The sequence below is a fragment of the Streptomyces sp. NPDC047841 genome (assembly GCF_040704085.1).
In the GTDB taxonomy this organism is placed as follows: domain Bacteria; phylum Actinomycetota; class Actinomycetes; order Streptomycetales; family Streptomycetaceae; genus Streptomyces; species Streptomyces argyrophylli.
Map to the genome: position 1 here is coordinate 391856 of NZ_JBEYRP010000004.1, position 15797 is coordinate 407652.

Here is a 15797-nt window from a genome sequence, read left to right on the forward strand (position 1 = left end):
GCCCCCGCCCGTTGGAGACGCCCGTGACCCACGCCGCAGCCCACGTGAACACCGGCGACACCGCCTGGATGCTCGCCGCAACCGCCCTCGTTCTGCTGATGACCCCGGGCCTCGCCCTGTTCTACGGCGGCATGGTCCGCACGAAGAGCGTCCTCAACATGCTGATGATGAGCTTCGTGTCGATCGCCCTGGTCACGGTGGTGTGGCTGGCGGCCGGCTACTCCCTCGCCTTCGGCGACGACAGCGGCGGCGGGCTGATCGGCGGTCTCCAGCAGGCCGGGATGCGCGGGCTGGGCCCGGACAGCGTGCACGGCACGGTCCCGGCCGTCCTGTTCGCCACCTTTCAGCTGACCTTCGCGATCGTCACGGCCGCCCTGATCAGCGGCGCCGTCGCCGACCGCACGAAGTTCTCGGCGTGGCTGGTCTTCGTGCCGCTGTGGACGCTCCTCGTGTACGTCCCGGTCACCCACTGGGTGTGGGGCCCGGGTGGCTGGATCCTCGGCAGGCTGGGCGCCCTGGACTTCGCGGGCGGTCTGCCCGTCGAGATCACCTCCGGCGCCTCCGGGCTGGCGCTGTGCCTCGTCCTCGGCCCCCGCCTGGGTTTCAGGAGGGACGCCATGCGCCCGCACAACCTGCCGATGGTCGTCCTCGGCGCCGGCCTGCTCTGGTTCGGCTGGTTCGGCTTCAACGCCGGCTCCGCGCTCGGCGCGAACGGCCTGGCCGCCGCCGCGTTCCTCAACACGCTCGCCGCCGGCTGCACCGGCCTGCTCGGCTGGCTCTTCGTCGAGCAGCGGCGCGACGGCCACCCGACCACCCTGGGCGCCGCCTCCGGCGCGGTGGCCGGCCTGGTCGCCATCACCCCCTCCTGCGGCACGGTCTCCCTGCCCGGCGCCCTGGTCGTGGGCCTCGCCGCCGGTGTCGTCTGCTCCTACGCGGTGAGCTGGAAGTTCCGGCTGAACTACGACGACTCCCTGGACGTCGTCGGCGTCCACCTGGTCGGCGGCGTCATCGGCACCCTGCTGATCGGCCTGTTCGCCCAGAAGGCGATGACCGGCGGGACGGAGGGCCTGTTCTACGGCGGCGGACTCGCCCCGCTCGGCAAGCAGCTGCTCGCCGTGGTCGTCGTCGCGGGGTACGCCTTCTGCGTGACGTACGGCCTGGGCAGGCTGCTCGACAAGGCGCTGGGCCTGCGGGCGAGCGAGGAGCAGGAGCACACCGGCCTCGACCTCACGGTGCACGCCGAGACCGCATACGATCACGGCGTCCTGGGCCATGGCGCCCCGGTCGGCTCGTCCGTCCTCTCCCCCTCCGCCCAGAAGGTCGAGTAGCAGGCATGAAGCTCATCACCGCGATCGTCAAGCCGTACCGGCTGGACGAGGTCAAGACCGCCCTGCAGGAGCTGGGGGTGCACGGGCTGACCGTGACCGAGGCGAGCGGCTACGGCCGGCAGCGCGGCCACACCGAGGTGTACCGGGGGGCCGAGTACCGCGTCGACCTGGTGCCGAAGGTGCGCATCGAGGTCGTGGTGGAGGACGCCGCCGCCGACGACGTGATCGACGCGGTCGTCAGGGCCGCGCGGACGGGGAAGATCGGGGACGGGAAGGTGTGGGCCGTTCCCGTGGAGACGGTCGTCCGGGTGCGGACCGGCGAACGCGGACCCGACGCGCTCTGACCGGCAGCGTCCCGGCCGGCACCCCGGCGGCGCACACCGGCGCCACCGGCGGCCGGGGCAGCGCGCGGAAGCCGGCGGACCGCTCAGCCGGCGGAGACGGTGACCCGCACGGTGCCGTCGGGTGCGGCCAGCAGCACCGGCGTCCCGGCACCACCCAGGTCGGCGACGGCGGCCAGGTCCTCCGCCGGCACGGACTCCGCTTCGCTCACCACGGCCGCCGCCTCCAGCGACCGGGCCCCCGAGGCCACGGCCATGGCGACCGCCGTACGCAGCGCGCTCAGCTTCAGCGAGGCCAGCTCCACCGACCCGGCGACATAGGTGCGCCCGGTCTCGTCCCGCACGGCCGCCCCCTCCGGCACGCCGTTGCGGGCCCGCGCGGAACGGGCCAGGGTGACGATCTTGCGGTCCTCGGGATCAAGCGCGGTGCTCTCGGTCATGCCCCGAGCATACGAAGCCCCGGCGGGCCAGCCCGGCGCGGGTGCGCTCACGGACGGTCGAGCCGCAGCCGCTCGGCCCGCGGCAGACCGGCCACCACCAGGTCGTACGAGTCCTCGACCAGCTCCCGGACCAGCCGGTCCGGCAGCCCCCCGTCGACCGTCACGGTGTTCCAGTGCCGCTTGTTCATGTGCCAGCCGGGGACGATCAGCCCCTCGTGCTCCCCGCGCAGCCGGACGGCGTCCTCCGGGTCGCACTTGAGGTTGACCGTCAGGGGCCGCGCGTCCAGGTGGGTCAGGGCGAACATCTTGCCCAGCACCTTGAAGACCGAGATCTCGGGGCTGAACGGGAAGTCCTCGACGGCCGCGTTGAAGGACAGGCACAGGGCGCGCAGCTCCCGGGGCGTCACTCGGCCGTCTCCCCCTCGGCGACGGGCACGGGCACGGGCTCCACCAGCACCGTGACGATCTTGTTGCGGCGGCCGGCCGCGGCCTCCGCCGTCAGCTTCAGCCGGCGCTCGTCGGGCAGCTCGACCTCGGCGGAGGCCCCGGCGATGGGGACGCGGCCGAGCGCCTTGGCGAGCAGCCCGCCGACGGTCTCCACGTCCTCGTCGTCGTACTCCTCCAGGCCGTACAGCTCGCCGAGGTCGGTGATGTCGAGGCGGGCGGTGACCCGGAAGCGGTCGTCGCCCAGGTCCTCCACGGGCGGCAGTTCCCGGTCGTACTCGTCGGTGATCTCGCCGACGATCTCCTCCAGGATGTCCTCGATGGTGACGATCCCGGCCGTGCCGCCGTACTCGTCGATGACGACGGCGACGTGGTTGCGTTCCTTCTGCATCTCGCGCAGCAGGTCGCCCGCGTTCTTGGTGTCGGGCACGAACATCGCCGGGCGCATCGCCGTGGACACCAGGTCGCCCTCCGCCTCCCGGCTGATGTGCGTCTTGCGGACCAGGTCCTTCAGGTACACGATCCCGACGACGTCGTCCTCGCTCTCGCCGGTGACCGGGATGCGGGAGAACCCGGAGCGCAGGGCGAGGGTGAGGGCCTGCCGGATGGTCTTGAAGCGCTCGATGGTGACCAGGTCGGTCCGCGGGACCATGACCTCGCGCACCAGCGTGTCGCCCAGCTCGAAGACCGAGTGCACCATCCGGCGCTCGTCGTCCTCGATCAGCGACTCCTTCTCGGCGAGGTCGACCAGCGCGCGCAGCTCCGCCTCGGAGGCGAAGGGCCCGCGCCGGAAGCCCTTGCCGGGCGTGAGCGCGTTGCCGATGAGGATCAGCAGGGAGGGGACCGGGCCCATGATCCGGGCCAGCGGCAGCAGCACGTAGGCCGCCGCGGTCGCGGTGTTGACCGGGTGCTGGCGGCCGATCGTGCGCGGGGACACCCCCACGGCGACGTACGACACGAGGACCATCACCCCGATGGCGACCAGCAGGGCCTGCCAGGTGGCGGCGAACTCCTGGAGGCATGCGTACGTCACCAGGGCCGCGGCGGCCATCTCGCAGGCCACGCGGACCAGCAGGGCCACGTTCAGATAGCGGGTGGGGTCGGCGGCGACCTGGGCGAGCCGGGCGCTGCCCCGCCGGCCGGACTTCACGGCCTCCTCGGCGCGGAAGCTGGAGACGCGGGCGAGGCCCGCCTCCGCGCAGGCGGCGAGCCAGGCCACGACGACCAGCGCGATCGCGCCGATCACGATCTGCGGAGACATGCGGCCCCTACGAGACGGTCGGCGCCGGGGACGGCCCGGTCAGGCCGTGCTCGGCCCGCCATCCGTCCACGATGGCGGCCTGGAGCCCGAACATCTCGGCCTTCTCGTCGGGCTCCTCGTGGTCGTACCCGAGCAGGTGCAGCACCCCGTGGACGGTGAGCAGCTGGAGCTCCTCGTCCATGGAGTGCCGCGTCGGGGCCTCCGCCCCCTGCTTCGCTGCGACCTCCGGGCACAGCACGATGTCGCCGAGCAGGCCCTGCGGCGGCTCGTCGTCGTCCTTGGACGGCGGGCGCAGCTCGTCCATCGGGAACGACATGACATCGGTGGGGCCCGGCAGGTCCATCCACTGGATGTGCAGCTGCTCCATGGCGTCGGCGTCCACGACGATCACCGAGAGCTCGGAGAGCGGGTGGATGCGCATCCGCGCGAGCGCGTAGCGGGCGATGTCGAGGATCGCCTGCTCGTCTACCTCGGTGCCGGACTCGTTGTTGACGTCGATCGACATGGTCGTGCTGGTCTACTTCCCCTTGGTGCCCTTGACGGCGCCGGACTTGCCACGGACGCCCTTGGGAGCGCCGTTCTCGGTGCCGTTCTTGCTGTCGTACTTCTCGTACGCGTCGACGATACGGCCCACCAGCTTGTGCCGGACGACATCGTGGGACGACAGCCGGGAGAAGTGGACGTCCTCGACGCCCTCCAGGATCTCCTGCACCTGCCTGAGGCCCGACTTCTGCCCGTTCGGCAGGTCGACCTGGGTGACGTCACCCGTGATCACGATCTTCGAGTCGAAGCCGAGGCGGGTGAGGAACATCTTCATCTGTTCGGGGCTCGTGTTCTGGGCCTCGTCCAGGATGATGAAGGCGTCGTTGAGCGTGCGGCCGCGCATGTAGGCGAGCGGCGCGACCTCGATCGTCCCGGCCGCCATCAGCCGCGGGATCGAGTCCGGGTCGATCATGTCGTGCAGCGCGTCGTACAGCGGGCGCAGGTACGGGTCGATCTTCTCGTAGAGCGTGCCGGGCAGAAAGCCGAGCCGCTCCCCCGCCTCCACCGCCGGACGGGTCAGGATGATCCGGTTGACCTGCTTGGACTGCAGGGCCTGCACGGCCTTGGCCATGGCCAGGTAGGTCTTGCCGGTACCGGCGGGGCCGATGCCGAAGACGATCGTGTGCTTGTCGATCGCGTCGACGTACCGCTTCTGGTTGAGCGTCTTCGGGCGGATCGTACGGCCTCGCGAGGACAGGATGTTCTGCGTCAGCACCTCGGCCGGGGTCTCCAGGCCGTCGCTCGTCCCTGCCTCGCTCGCCTTCAGCATGGCGATCGAGCGTTCCACTGCGTCCTCCGTCATCGGCTGCCCGGTGCGGAGCACCAGCATCATCTCTTCGAACACGCGCGAGATGAGGGCGACGTCGACCGGGTCGCCGACCGCGCTGATCTCGTTGCCCCGGACGTGGATGTCGGCCGCCGGGAAGGCCGTCTCGATCACGCGCAGGAGGGAGTCGCCGGAACCCAGCACGGTCACCATGGGGTGCTGGGCGGGGACGGTGAACTGCGCTCTCGCCTGCTCCTGCGCGGGGGTGCGAGCTGTGGGTGTCTGTGTCATGGGCCGGCTCTTAAGGCCTGCGCTTCCTCCTCGTCACGGCCGCGTAGCTGAGGGCGGCCTCGCACTGTCCAGGGTACGACGGGGGGCTGACAACACCGTAGGGCTTTTCATACGAGTCACACGCCGCACGCTTCCCAGCCGCCCCAGCCCCCGGGCCCCACCTCGTGCCCCCGGCCGCCCGAGCCACACCCCGGGCCCCTCGCCCCGGCTGACCGAGCGGCACCCCGGGCGCCTGCCAGCCGCCCGAGCGGCACTCCACCGGCCGCCTCCCGGCCGCCCAAGTCACAACCTCGCGAGCCGCGCCCCCGCCGCCCGAGCGGGCACCGCGCACGCTTCCCAGCCGCCCAAGCGGCACCGCACACGCTTCCCAGCCGCCCGAGCGGCACTCCACCGGCTACCTCACCGCCGACCGGGTCGCGCCTCCCAAGCCTCGGCTCAGCCGACCGAGCCACCCACGCCGGTCCCCAGCCGCCCGACCACACCCCCGCGAGCCTCGGCTCAGCCGAGCGAGCGGCACCCCGCACGCCACCCAGCTGCCCGAGCCACGGCCGACCGGCCGCCCCCAACCCACCCCCGGCCGACCGCGTCACGCCCCGCACGCCTCCCAGGCGACCGAGCCGCACCCCACGGGTCACCTCTCAGCGGGCCGAGTCGGGTGGGCGGGTGGGAAAGAACGGCGAACCCGGCACAGCCCCCGGTCAGCCGGAGCGGCGGAAGCCGATCGTCGGGACGGCCCGCCGCAGCGGCCAGGGCCGGTCCAGTTCCTCCGGCACCAGCCCCTCGAGGAACTCGTACCGCCGGAGCGCCGCAGGCGACTGCCCCGGCAGGGACTGCACGCGCCGCCACCACGCCCCGATCTCCGACCACCCCGGCGCCGACAGGGATCCCCCGAACTCCTGTACCGACAGCGCGGCCGTGAGCCCGGCGAAGGCCAGCCGGTCGGCCAGCGGCCACCCCGCCAGGGACCCGGTCACGAACCCGGCGACGAACACGTCCCCCGCCCCGGTCGGATCCAGCGCCTCCACCTCGATGGCCGGCACCTCCGCCGTCTCCCCGGTCCGCCGGTCCACCGCGTAGGCGCCGTCCGAGCCCAGCGTGACCACGGCGACCGGCACGTACTCGGTCAGGGCGTGCGCGGCGAGCCGCGGACAGTCGGTGCCGGTGTACCGCTTGGCCTCCTCCGCGTTGGGCAGGAAGGCCTCGCAGTGCTCCAGGTCGGCCAGCCCGGCCAGGTCCCACGCGCCCGTCTCGTCCCAGCCGACGTCGGCGAAGATGCGGGTCCCCGCGTGGGCGGCCTGCGCGATCCAGGGCGCGCTGCGGCCGGGCGTGAGGGAGGCGACGGCGGCCCGCGCGCGGGGCGGCCGGACCGTGGCGTCCTCCTGGAGGAGCACGGCCTCCGCCGGCGGCTCGTGCCCGTGGGAGACCATGGTCCGCTCGCCCTCGTAGGCCATGGAGACGGTCACCGGCGAGTGCCAGCCGGGCACGGTCCGCGAGGCGGACAGGTCGATGCCCTCCCCCTGTTCCAGCGCGTCCCAGCAGTACTCGCCGTAGTGGTCGTCGCCGAAGGCCGCCGCGAGCGCGGTCCGCAGGCCGAGCCGGGCCAGGGCGGCGGCCATGTTGGCGACCCCGCCGGGGCTGGAGCCCATGCCCCGCGCCCAGGACTCGGTGCCGCGCACCGGCGCCGACTCCAGGCCGGTGAAGATGATGTCGAGGAAGACCGTGCCGGTGAGGTAGACGTCCCAGGGCGGGTCACCGGGGGCGCGCAGCGCGGCGAGCGGGTCCACCTTGATCTGGCAGCGCGCTGCCTGGGTGAGGTGTTCCGGTTCCTCTCCGGTGAAGGTGTGCGACGGCGTCACGGTGCGCTCCCTGGCGTGGTGCGGTTTCGGCCAGTGTGCACCAGGCCACGCACCGGCATGCCGTGTGGCGCCGGGTCACCAGCGCGGCATCGCCGGTGTCCGCCAGTCCGGTTCGGCGGCGCGCATCGCCGCCGCGTCGTCGCGGTCGCGCAGCGAGCCGTCGTCCTCGGCCCACCGCCGGTGCAGCCGGGCCAGTTCGTCCCGGTCCAGTTCGACGCCGAGGCCCGGCGCGTCGGACACCGCGACCCGGCCGCCGTCGAAGGCGATCCGTTCGGTGAGGACGTCCTCGGACTGCCAGGGGTAGTGGGAGTCGCAGGCGTGGTGGAGGTCGGGGACCGTGGCCGCCACCTGGGTCATCGCGGCGAGGCTGATGCCGAGGTGGGTGTTGGAGTGCATGGACACCCCGACCCCGAAGGCGGCGCAGATCGCGGCGAGGTGCTGGGTGTTGCGCAGTCCGCCCCAGTAGTGGTGGTCGGAGAGGACGACCTGGACGGCGTCCTTCGTGAACGCCTCCTTGATCTCGCCGAAGGTGGTGACGCACATGTTGGTGGCCAGCGGGACGTCCGTGCCGGCGGCCACCCGCGCCATGGCGGGTGTGCCGAGCGTCGGGTCCTCCAGGTACTCCAGGACGTCGCCGAGTTCCTGCGCGACCTTCAGCGAGGTCTCCACCGACCAGGCGCCGTTGGGGTCGAGCCGCAGCGGGCTTCCGGGGAAGGCGGCGGCGAGGGCACGGACGGCGGCGATCTCCTCGTCGGGCGGGAACACCCCGCCCTTGAGCTTGAACGAGCCGAAGCCGTGCCGCTCCTGGAGCCGGCGCGCCTGTTCCACCACACCGGCCGGGTCGAGCGCGGCGCCCCACTCGTCCGGCTCGGCGGGGACGCCCGCCGGGTGCCGGTCCCACTTGTAGAAGAGGTAGGCGCTGTACTCGACCGCGTCCCGGACCCTGCCGCCGAGCAGCGCGTGCACCGGCAGGCCGAGCGCCTTGCCCTGGGCGTCGAGGCAGGCGACCTCGAAGGCGGACAGCACGGAGAGCCGGAGCTTGTCGGCGGTCTGCACCCCGCGCAGCCCGCCCGCGTCCGCCTGCCCCTCGACCCTGGAGGCATCCACGGCGAGGTCGATCCCGAAGAGGCCGTTCACGTCCATGACCGACCGTCCGGTGAGCCGGTCGGCCAGCGGCCGGGCCAGCTCCAGGTACTTGGTGTCGCCGTAGGTCTCGCCGAGCCCGGTGGTCCCGTCGGCGGTGACGACCTCCACGATCAGCCGGGGGGTGTACGGCTGGTGCACGCCCTGGGTGTTGAGCAACGGCGGGTCGGCGACCAGGATCGGCGTCAGCCGCACCTCGGCGATGGTCAGGTCACGGGTCACAGGGGGCTCCTACGAGGTCGGGGCCGGCGGCGAGGAGTGCCTTCGGGCCGACGAGCTTCCCTCCAGCCATCTCCCCTTATGAATAACATCCACATATGAGAACGGAGGCTAGAGCCTCCTACCCGCGGGCACCACCCGCAAACGCCATCGTGATCCGGATCACACCCACCGGTCTTCTTCGGGAACCACGTGCTTGATACAACTTGCTCGCGCGTTCCTGTCCGTCGACGGCCGCAGCCCCTCCCCCTTTTTCTTTCCGAGCCGTGCCGCTCGCCTGCCCTGGGAACCCCCGTGTCCGCCCCCCGCACCCTGCCCTGGCCCCTCGTCGCCCTGTTCGCGGCCGGGTACCTCGCCTCCTACCTGCTGCCCACGACCGTCGGCAGACTCGACAGCGGACTCCCGCTCAGCGCGACCCAGGCGGGGGCCGTCGGCAGCGCCCTGCTGCTGGGTTCGGCGACCGCCGGCTTCCTGCTGGCCTCCCGGGTCGACCGGACCGGCCCGCGTGTCCTCGCCCGTGCCGGCCTCGCGCTCGCCGCCCTCGGCTACGGCGGCGCCGCCCTCACCGGCGCCGTACCGGCCGTCGTCGCGGGCGCGGTCGTCGGGGGCCTCGGATCCGGCACGGTGACGGCGGTGGCCGTGAGCGGCATCGCCGGTCAGCGTGACCCGCACCGGGTCACCACCCTCGGCCTGCTCGGCGTCTCCGCCCTCGCGGGCGCCCTGTACCTGACGATCCCTCACCTGGGCCCCGGCCACGGCCTCCCGCTCGCCGCCCTCGCACTGACCGCGCTCGCCGTCTGGCCGCTCACCGGCCGCCTGTCCGGCCGGAGCGCCCCGGTCCGCCCGGCCGCCGGCTACGACCGGCTCCCCCACCGGCGCTCCGGACTGCTGCTGACCGCCGCGATGCCCTGCTGGTCCCTCGCCCAGAACGCCCTGTGGGGCGTCAGCGGCCGGATCGGCCTCGAACAGGCGCACCTCACCGAGGTCACCGTCGGCGTGGTCTTCGCGGTCGCGCTCGGCGCCGGACTCCTCGGCGTGGTGGGCGCGGGCGCGCTCGGCCCGCGGCTGGGCCGCGCCCTGCCCATCGGTGCCGGGACCGCCGTCATCGCGGGGTGCGTCGCCCTCGGCGCGGCGGCCACGGACCTGTCGGCCTTCGCGGCGGGCGAGATCGCCTGGAACCTGCTCTACCCGGTCGTGCTGTCCTACGTCATCGCCCTGGCCGCGTCCCTGGACCCGCGCGGCCGCTGGACGGTCCTGGTCGGCTCGGCGTCCTCGCTGGGGACGGCGGCGGGGCCGCTGGCGGGCAGTGCGCTGGCGGCCGGGGCGGGCTTCCCGGCGATGGGGCGGGTGCTCGGCGCCGGGCTGCTGCTGATCGCCGTGCCGATGACGGCGGTGGCACTGCGGACGGGCAGGCGCCCGCTGCCGGCCGTGGACGTACCGGTCATGGAGGTACCGGTCATGGGAGTACCGCCCGTGGACGTACCGGTCGCCGGAGTCCCCGTCACCGAAGTCCCGCTCGCCGCCATCCCGGTCGTGGACATCCCGGTCGTCGAGGTCCCGGTGCGGACGCCCGCCGTACCCGCCCGGCGTGCCTACGAGACGGCGTCACCGAACTCGTAGGCGTCCACCTCGGCGAGGTAGCGGGCCCTGCGCTCCTCGTCGTCCTCCAGGAAGGAGGCGAGGAAGGAGTTGCGGGCCAGGTCGCGCAGCCGGTCCCGCGACAGCCCCAGGGCCTCGTGCGCGGCCGCGAAGTTGTCGCCGGCGTACCCGCCGAAGTACGCGGGGTCGTCGGAGTTGACCGTGCACAGCAGACCGGCGTCGAGCATGGCGGGCAGGGGGTGGTCGGCGAGGGTGTCGACGGTCCGCAGCCGGACGTTGGACAGCGGGCACAGGGTGAGCGGGATCCGCTCCCGCACCAGCCGCTCGACCAGCGCCGGGTCCTCCACGCAGCGCAGGCCGTGGTCGACGCGCTCCACGCCGAGCACGTCCAGCGCCTCGGTGATGTACTCCGGCGGCCCCTCCTCGCCGGCGTGCGCGACCCGGCGCAGCCCGAGCGCGGCGGCGGCCTCGTAGACCTCCCGGAACTTCACCGGCGGGTGCCCGACCTCGGCGGAGTCCAGACCGACCCCGGTGATCCGGTCCAGGTAGGGCTTCGCGGCCTCCAGGGTGGCCAGCGCCGACTCGGCGGACTCGTCCCGCAGGAAGCACATGATCAGCCTGGTGGAGACGCCGTGGGTGGTCTCGCTGCCGCCCAGCGCCCGCCACAGCCCCTCCACGACCGTGCCCATGGCCACGCCCCGGGCCAGGTGGGCCTGCGGGTCGAAGAAGATCTCCGCGTGCCGCACGCCCTGCGCCGCGGCCCGCGCGAGGTAGGCGTTCGCCAGGTCGGCGAAGTCCTGCTCGGTGCGCAGGACGGCCATCAGCTCGTAGTACAGGTCCAGGAAGGACTGGAGGTCCTCGAACCGGTAGGCCTCGCGGAGGGCCTCGGTGTCCGCGTACGGGAGGCTCACGCCGTTGCGGGCGGCGAGCTGGAAGGCAAGCTCCGGCTCCAGGGTGCCTTCGATGTGGAGGTGCAGTTCTGCTTTCGGGAGGGGCATCAAAGCATCGTACGGGGGTTTTACCGGCGTTTCGGAACCGGCACCCGCAGCAGGTCGTAGGCCACGGTCAGCTCTCCCGCGAACCCGGCCGCCCGCGCCTGCCGCTCGAACTCCCCGGGGTCGGTGTAGCGCTGGCTGAAGTGGGTGAGCACGAGGTGGCGCACCCCGGCGTCCCGGGCGACGGCGGCGGCCTGTCCGGCCGTCAGGTGCCCGTGCTCGACGGCCAGTTCGACGTCCTCGTCGAGGAAGGTGGACTCGATGACGAGCAGGTCGCAGCCCTCCGCGAGCGCGTGCACGCCGTCGCAGAGCCGGGTGTCCATGACGAACGCGAACCGCTGCCCGCGCCGCACCTCGCTGACGTCCTCCAGCTTCACGTCCCCGAGCCGGCCCTCGCGCTGGAGACGGCCCACGTCCGGTCCCCTGACGCCGTGCGCGGCGAGCCGGTCGGGCAGCATCCGGCGGCCGTCGGGTTCGATCAGCCGGTAGCCGTAGGACTCGACCGGGTGCGAGAGCCGGCGGGCCTCCAGGGTGTACGACCGGGTCACCGCGAGGATGCCGTCGGCGGCGACCGGGGCCTCGGTCAGGCCGACGGTCTCGCGGTAGGCGGTCGCGTAGCGCAGCCGGTCGAAGAAGCGCCGGCCCGAGCGCGGGTAGTGCGCGGTGACCTCGTGCGGCACCTGGTCGAGGTTGATCCGCTGGATGACCCCGGCGAGACCGAGGCAGTGGTCACCGTGGAAGTGCGTGACGCAGATCCGGTTCAGGTCGTGGGCGGCGACCCCGGCGCGCAGCATCTGCCGCTGCGTGCCCTCGCCGGGGTCGAACAGGAGGCCCTCGCCGTCCCACCGCAGCAGGTAGCCGTTGTGGTTGCGGTGCCGGGTCGGGACCTGGCTGGCGGTGCCGAGGACCACCAGTTCACGGACGGACACGGCTGCCTATCCGGGCGGCCACTGCAGGCCGCGGCCGCCGAGGACGTGGGCATGGGCGTGCCAGACGGTCTGGCCGGCGCCGCTGCCGGTGTTGAAGACGAGGCGGTAGCTGTCGAGCTTCTCCTCGTCGGCGACGGCCTTGGTCTCGGCGAGCACGTCGGCCGCGATCCGCGGGGCGCCCGCGGCGAGCTCGGCCGCGTTCTCGTAGTGGGCCTTGGGGATCACCAGGACGTGCGTCGGGGCCTGCGGGTTTATGTCCCGGAAGGCGACGGTCGTCTCCGTCTCGCGGACGATCGTCGCCGGGATCTCGCCCGCGACGATCTTGCAGAACAGGCAGTCGTTCTGCGGCTCTCCGGCCATGGGTGTGCCTCCTGTGATCAATACCGTGGGCATCGTAGTCGGTCAGACGGGCATGTCAGGCGGTGTTTTCGCGGGACTGCCCGCCAGCGCCTCCAGCGCCAGCCGGATCGCCTCGTCCAGCTGGGCGTCCCGGCCGGCCACCCAGTCCTGCGGGCGCTGGACGACCTCCACGTCGGGGTCCACCCCGTGGTTCTCCACGTCCCAGCCCACGCCCTCCAGCCACATCGCGTACTTCGGCTGGGTGACCAGGGTGCCGTCGAGCAGGTGGTAGCGGCTGTCGATGCCGATGACGCCGCCCCAGGTGCGGGTGCCGACGACCGGGCCGATGCCCAGGGCCTTGATCGCCGCGTTGACGATGTCGCCGTCGGAGCCGGAGAACTCGTTGGCGACGGCGACGACCGGGCCGCGCGGGGCGTCCAGCGGATAGCTGGTGGGGCGCATGCCGCGCGGGAGGTCCCAGCCGATGATCCGGCGGGCCAGTTTCTCGACCACGAGCTGGGAGGTGTGGCCGCCGCGGTTCTCCCGGACGTCGACCACGAGGCCCTCGCGGGCGACCTCGACGCGCAGGTCGCGGTGGATCTGCGCCCAGCCGGGGGCCTGCATGTCCGGGACGTGGAGGTAGCCGAGGCGGCCCGCGGAGGCCGTGTGGACGTGGGCGCGGCGATCGGCGACCCAGGCGTGGTAGCGCAGGGCCTCCTCGTCGGCGACGGGGACGACGACCGTGTGCCGGGGTTCGCCGCCGCCGGCCGGGGAGACGGTCAGTTCCACCGGCTGGCCGGCCGTGCCGACGAGCAGCGGGCCGGGGCCCGTGACCGGGTCGACCTGGTGGCCGGCGACCGCGATGATCGCGTCTCCGGGACGGACCGCGGCGCCGGGCGCGGCGAGCGGGGAGCGGGCCTCCGGGTCGGAGGTCTCCGAGGGCAGGATGCGGTCGATGCGCCAGCTCCCGTCCTCGTGGCGGGAGATGTCGGCGCCCAGCAGACCCTGCCGGGCGCGGCGGCCGGAACCGCCGCGCGGGATGACGTAGGCGTGCGAGGTGCCCAGTTCGCCGTGCACCTCCCAGAGCAGGTCGACCAGGTCGCTGTGGGTGGCGAGGCGGGCCAGGAGCGGGCGGTAGCGGGCGAGGACGCCGTCCCAGTCGGTGCCGCCGAGGTCGGGGCGCCAGAAGTGGTCGCGCATGAGGCGGCCGGTCTCGTCGTACATCTGCCGCCACTCGGCGGCCGGGTCGACGGTCTGCCGGACCCGGGCGAGGTCGACGGTGACGCTGGTGTCGCCGTCGTCGTCGGTGCCGGTACGGCGGTCGCTCGGCACGACCCGGAGCCGGCCGTCGGCCCAGAGCAGGACGCGTTTGCCGTCGCCGCTGACCTCGAAGTGGTCGGCGTCGGAGGCGAGGTGCTCCAGACGGCGCTGGGCGAGGTCGTAGCGCTCCAGCTCGGTGTGCGGGTCGGGGTCCTCGGGGTGGGCGCGGGTGGCGCCGAGGACACCCTGCACGGGGTGGCGCAGCCACAGGACGCCGTCCTTGGCTGCCCGGAGCGTGGAGTAGCGGCCGGCCTCGACCGGGAAGGGGACGATCCGGTCGGCCAGGCCGTCCAGGTCGATGCGGGTGGCCGGTGTGCCCTCGCCGTCGGGGGTCTCGTCCTTGTCGGAGGTCTCGAAGGGGCGGCCGTGGCGCTGCGGGCCGAACGGCGAGGGGGTGGTGGCGGCCAGCGTGATCAGGTGCGGGCGGGCCCCGACCACGAACGCGAGGTCGAAGACGTGCTCGTCGTAGACCGGGTCGAAGGCGCGGTTGGAGAGGAACGCGAGGTGCTTGCCGTCCAGGGTGAAGGCGGGCGCGTAGTCCTGGAAGCGCAGCGGGGTCGCCTCGGTCACCGACAGGTCGGTGGTGTGGGCGACGCGCAGCTGGGACAGCGGGCGGGGGCCGGGGTGGGACCAGGCGAGCCAGGCGGAGTCGGGGGAGAAGGCGAGGCCGGACACCTCGCCGTCGGCGCTGCGGTCGACCTCGCGGACCTCGCCGGTCTCCCGTTCGACCATCAGCAGTCTGCCGTCGTGCGCGGCCACGGCGGCCCGGCTGCCGTCGGGGGCCATGGCCAGCTCCAGGACCCGGCCGAGCTGTCCGGCGGCGAGCCGGCGCGGCGGGGCGCCGGGCACGGTGCCGGTCGCGGGCGCGAACTCCAGGGCGTCGTCGCCCTCGGCGTCCGTCACCCACACCACCCACTCCTCGCCTTCGGCGCGGAAGACGCGCGGCGTCCGGGCGCGCACGCCGGGGGTGGCGGCCAGGGCTCGGGCGGGGCCGTTGCGGTGGGTGACCCAGTGGATGCCGCCGCGCACGCAGACGGCGCTGCCGCGCGCGGTGTGGTCGGGAGCCGCCTCGCCGAGCCAGCGGGAGGCGTTGACGGGGTACGGCCGCAGGTCGACGCGGGGTCCGCCGAGCCGTACGTCCAGCCGGCGCGGTTCGGCGCCCTCCAGGTCGTCCAGCAGCCAGAGTTCGCCGGCCGAGCTGTAGACGACACGGGTGCCGTCACCGGCCGCGTGCCGGGCGTAGAAGCCGTCGAGCGGGGTGTGCCGGCGCAGGTCGGAGCCGTCGGCGAGGGAGGAGTAGAGCGCGCCGGTGCCCTCGTGGTCGGAGAGGAAGGCGATGCGGTCCCCGGCCCACACCGGGCACTCGACGTTGCCGTCGATGTCCTCGTGCAGCCGGACGAACTCGCCGGCACCCTCCCCGCCTCCGGCGGCACGGTCGATCCACAACTTGCCCGCCGTGCCGCCCCGGTAGCGCTTCCAGTGCGCGGCCTCACGGCCCATCGGCGCGGACAGCAGCACGGTGGCCGGGCCGAGGGCCACGTCGCCGACCGGGCCGTACGGCAGGGCCTCGGCGGGTCCGCCGTCCAGCGGGACGGCGTGCGCCCAGGTCTGCCGGAGGCTGTGCCGGCCCTGCGCGCCGAGCGCGAGCACCCGGCCGTCCGGGGTCCATCCGCGCACCTCGGTACGGCTGTTGCCCCAGTACGTCAGCCGCTCGGCGGGACCCCCGTCGACCGGGGCGACGTGCACCTCGGGGGCGCCGTCCCGGGTGGAGGTCCAGGCCAGGTGCCGGCCGTCCGGTGATATCCGGGGCCGGGTCACCGGCACGTTGTCGGCGCTGACCCGCCAGGCCCGGCCGCCGTCGACCGGCGCGAGCCAGACGTCGTCCTCGGCGACGAAGGTCACCAAGTCCCCGTGCGGATGGGGGAATCGGAGATAGGCGGAGTCTGCCGTGGTTCCCGTCGAAGCACCCTGAGTCACGCCGTC

General features: G+C 73.6%; 14 protein-coding genes. 3 read left to right on the forward strand and 11 right to left on the reverse strand.

Annotated features, from left to right (window positions below; all coding sequences use genetic code 11):
- Positions 1-23: 23 nt before the first annotated feature.
- Together AB0947_RS08600 and AB0947_RS08605 are read left to right on the forward strand one after the other, a co-directional pair.
- Positions 24-1328 (forward strand): ammonium transporter, encoded by a 1305-nt coding sequence (locus AB0947_RS08600; protein ID WP_366749533.1) that lies wholly within the window; start codon positions 24-26, stop codon positions 1326-1328.
- Positions 1329-1333: 5 nt separating this feature from the next.
- Positions 1334-1672, forward strand: a complete 339-nt coding sequence (locus tag AB0947_RS08605; RefSeq protein WP_171156495.1) for a P-II family nitrogen regulator — start codon at positions 1334-1336, stop codon at positions 1670-1672.
- Positions 1673-1755: 83 nt separating this feature from the next.
- On the opposite strand, the gene AB0947_RS08610 is transcribed toward AB0947_RS08605, so the two are convergent.
- The 7 genes from AB0947_RS08610 to AB0947_RS08640 form a co-directional block, all read right to left on the reverse strand.
- Positions 1756-2109, reverse strand: a complete 354-nt coding sequence (locus tag AB0947_RS08610; protein ID WP_366749534.1) for a cytidine deaminase — start codon at positions 2107-2109, stop codon at positions 1756-1758.
- A gap of 47 nt (positions 2110-2156) precedes the next feature.
- Positions 2157-2516, reverse strand: a complete 360-nt coding sequence (locus tag AB0947_RS08615) for an MmcQ/YjbR family DNA-binding protein (protein ID WP_366749535.1) — start codon at positions 2514-2516, stop codon at positions 2157-2159.
- A complete protein-coding gene (locus AB0947_RS08620) occupies positions 2513-3814 on the reverse strand; it encodes a hemolysin family protein (RefSeq protein WP_366749536.1) in 1302 nt (433 codons plus the stop codon). Before AB0947_RS08620 ends, AB0947_RS08615 begins: the two co-directional genes overlap by 4 nt.
- A gap of 7 nt (positions 3815-3821) precedes the next feature.
- A complete protein-coding gene (gene ybeY, locus AB0947_RS08625; protein WP_189882633.1) occupies positions 3822-4319 on the reverse strand; it encodes an rRNA maturation RNase YbeY in 498 nt (165 codons plus the stop codon).
- Positions 4320-4331: 12 nt separating this feature from the next.
- Positions 4332-5414, reverse strand: a complete 1083-nt coding sequence (locus tag AB0947_RS08630; RefSeq protein ID WP_366749537.1) for a PhoH family protein — start codon at positions 5412-5414, stop codon at positions 4332-4334.
- 698 nt (positions 5415-6112) lie between these two features.
- The gene (locus AB0947_RS08635) at positions 6113-7204 is read right to left on the reverse strand and encodes a PfkB family carbohydrate kinase (protein WP_366749581.1); all 1092 of its coding nucleotides are present in this window, start codon (positions 7202-7204) and stop codon (positions 6113-6115) included.
- 141 nt (positions 7205-7345) lie between these two features.
- Complete coding sequence (locus tag AB0947_RS08640; RefSeq protein WP_366749538.1) at positions 7346-8635, reverse strand: glucarate dehydratase family protein; 1290 nt, start codon at positions 8633-8635, stop codon at positions 7346-7348.
- A gap of 291 nt (positions 8636-8926) precedes the next feature.
- Here AB0947_RS08640 and AB0947_RS08645 point away from each other — a divergent pair, with 291 nt between their 5' ends.
- Positions 8927-10252 (forward strand): MFS transporter, encoded by a 1326-nt coding sequence (locus AB0947_RS08645; protein WP_366749539.1) that lies wholly within the window; start codon positions 8927-8929, stop codon positions 10250-10252.
- On the opposite strand, the gene AB0947_RS08650 is transcribed toward AB0947_RS08645, so the two are convergent.
- The 4 genes from AB0947_RS08650 to AB0947_RS08665 are packed head-to-tail and all read right to left on the reverse strand — an operon-like array spanning position 10225 to position 15719.
- Positions 10225-11229 (reverse strand): adenosine deaminase, encoded by a 1005-nt coding sequence (locus tag AB0947_RS08650; protein ID WP_366749540.1) that lies wholly within the window; start codon positions 11227-11229, stop codon positions 10225-10227. The two genes, AB0947_RS08645 and AB0947_RS08650, sit on opposite strands and share 28 nt — an antisense overlap.
- Positions 11230-11249: 20 nt before the next feature.
- Complete coding sequence (locus tag AB0947_RS08655; protein WP_366749541.1) at positions 11250-12155, reverse strand: ribonuclease Z; 906 nt, start codon at positions 12153-12155, stop codon at positions 11250-11252.
- A gap of 6 nt (positions 12156-12161) precedes the next feature.
- Positions 12162-12515 (reverse strand): histidine triad nucleotide-binding protein, encoded by a 354-nt coding sequence (locus AB0947_RS08660; RefSeq protein WP_171156474.1) that lies wholly within the window; start codon positions 12513-12515, stop codon positions 12162-12164.
- 42 nt (positions 12516-12557) lie between these two features.
- The gene (locus tag AB0947_RS08665; protein ID WP_366749582.1) at positions 12558-15719 is read right to left on the reverse strand and encodes a PDZ domain-containing protein; all 3162 of its coding nucleotides are present in this window, start codon (positions 15717-15719) and stop codon (positions 12558-12560) included.
- Positions 15720-15797: the final 78 nt, after the last annotated feature.